The organism is Brevibacterium permense, assembly GCF_025506275.1.
Taxonomy (GTDB): domain Bacteria; phylum Actinomycetota; class Actinomycetes; order Actinomycetales; family Brevibacteriaceae; genus Brevibacterium; species Brevibacterium permense_A.
Window position 1 is genome coordinate 1 of sequence record NZ_QYCP01000053.1, and the last position, 2142, is coordinate 2142.

The following is a 2142-nucleotide window of genomic DNA, read 5'->3' on the forward strand; positions in this document are numbered from 1 at the left end:
TTTTGGGGTGATGGCCTCGTCCAGTTTTGGGCGGGGCCATTACTGTATTCACGTGTGGGTGTGATGCCCGTGTTTGTTGCTACCTGATGGGGGCTCTGCTACCTGGCGCGGGGTTGCTGCGCCCCCGGTCAGGTAGTAATTAGGGAGGTACGGAATGTCTTGGGGAATGGCTTCGTCCGACTCTCAGCGGGAGTCGGACGAAGCCATTCGTGTAATCTCCGGCTCGTCGCCGGCAACTGAGAGTGGTGTGCTCAAATACGTGGACAGATCTTGTGTCGTCCATCCGGACAGCAGCCGGCCACCGATCCGCGCGAGATCGCCATTGCCCTGTTGATCTAATGTCGCGTATTTCAGTCGTTAATTGACTATATGGTGATTATTGCACTCATAAGGAGCCCAAATGAGCGTCACTCGACAAGTGGATCGCCGTCTCACCGAGATCGGATCCTCGATTCGTCGGTGGCGACTAATTCAGTCACTCAAGGCTGTCGAAGTCGCGGAGCGTGCCGGCATCTCACGATCGACGCTCCAGAAAGTCGAACGTGGTGACGCAGGGGTATCAATCGGCGCAGTGATGTCGGTTATGCAGGCACTGGGGCAGCTCGACCACGTGTCCGCCTCGTTCGATCCTTTGAGCACCGATGTCGGCAGACTGCGTTCTGCTGAAACACTTCCGGACAGGGTTCGTCGATGAGTGAGCAGACTCGGGTTGAGTTGGACCATGGCGTCGCGGCGGTTTTCGTCGGTACTGCGAATTTCCATATCGCACGGGGGCAGATCTCGACGACGTTCAAATACTCCGATGATTAGGTGGGAGCTCGATGGGCTTATTCCATCGACCCAGAGGTCCCACTGTCGACAGTCCCGTTCACCGTACCCGGTCTGCCGGGAGCATTTGCCGACAGTTCTCCTGACCGCTGGGGTCGTAATCTCGTTGCGAAGGAGCATCGGCGGCAGGTCGCCGACGGCGTCGTCCGTGACCGCCGACTGACAGACATCGACTTTCTGCTCGGAGTCAGCGATCGCACTGGACAGGGAGCTCTGCGATTTCGTCGTGTTACTGACGAAGACTTCCTCAGCCCGACGAGCCGTGTACCGAAGCTGCTGTCCCTGCCCGAACTGCAGCGGGCTGCCGAGATGGTGCCGCAGAAGGGTCGGGCACGGCTGTGAAGCGCCTTCTCGACGCGGGGACAGGGTCTCTGGAGGGGCGCGGTCCAAAGCGTCTGTGGTGGACGATGACGGACGACTGCTAATTGCGAAGTTCTCCCGACTCCGCGATGATCGAGACGTCATCGCGTGGGAGAGCCTGGCACTCGAACTTTCCCGTAGGGCAGGAATCGACACTTCTGAATCTCGGTTGCTGAGCATCGACGAGAGATCCGTGCTCCTTCTGCAGAGATTCGATCGCACGGCCGACCGTCGGATCGGCTATATGAGTGCGATGACGGCAACCGGGCGTCGTGACGGAGAAGCCGGCGACTACCTCGATATCGTCGAAGCAATCGAGGACCACAGCCGGCGCTGGCGCAGCGACTGTGCGGAACTGTTTCGGCGAGTGGCATTCTCAGTTGCATTGCACAATACGGATGATCATTTGCGTAACCATGGCTTCATACGGGCGGACGCGGGATGGCAGCTGAGCCCGGCTTTCGACATCAACCCGGAACCGGAACCCGCGGTCGAACGGCAGACCGCGATCAACGGCGTCGTGTCCGCGGAGACCGAAGCCGAGGCGCTTCTCGATTTCGCCTCTCTCTGCCATCTGACGAAGCCGACTGCTGTGTCAGTGCTCAACGAGGTTGTGAGTGCAGTCGAAGGGTGGAGGTCACGGGTTGTAGAACGGGGGATCCGACGGGCAGAGATCACCGAGATGGGTGCCGTCATCGACGCGCAGCTCGCACGCTTGCGCAAAGCTATCCGCCTGGGCAGCTGAATTGCGCGGCATTCGGGCTCGTTTGGTGCAGTGACTGATGTGCAGCCGGCCGCTCTGTAAGTGGCATCGTTGGGCACTGCAGGCCGTGTGGTGGGTGTCACGTGGAGAAAGTCGGTTTTGGATTTGCGTGGTGCCTCTGGGGTGGTCTAGAGTTATATCTCGTTGCCCCGCCGGAAACACCGTCTTCGAGACAGAGTTTCCACCGGGTC

The 2142-nt window shown here is 59.6% G+C and carries 3 protein-coding genes; all 3 read left to right on the forward strand.

All coding sequences use genetic code 11. The features are described 5' to 3' along the window. Window positions 1-400: 400 nt before the first annotated feature. On the forward strand, window positions 401-694 hold the full coding sequence (locus D3I60_RS01505) for a helix-turn-helix domain-containing protein (protein ID WP_166827354.1): 294 nt from the start codon (window positions 401-403) through the stop codon (window positions 692-694). 116 nt (window positions 695-810) lie between these two features. Beyond that, a complete protein-coding gene (locus tag D3I60_RS01510; RefSeq protein WP_262774362.1) occupies window positions 811-1170 on the forward strand; it encodes a hypothetical protein in 360 nt (119 codons plus the stop codon). Window positions 1171-1225: 55 nt separating this feature from the next. Next, entirely contained in the window at window positions 1226-1933 is a 708-nt protein-coding gene (locus D3I60_RS01515; RefSeq protein WP_440588548.1) for a type II toxin-antitoxin system HipA family toxin, read from the forward strand. The last annotated feature ends 209 nt before the right edge of the window (window positions 1934-2142 follow it).

What these genes read in the sequence shown, in the direction of transcription:
- D3I60_RS01505 (WP_166827354.1), top strand. Translation starts at nt 401, where the DNA reads ATGAGCGTCACTCGACAAGTGGATCGCCGTCTCACCGAGATCGGATCC.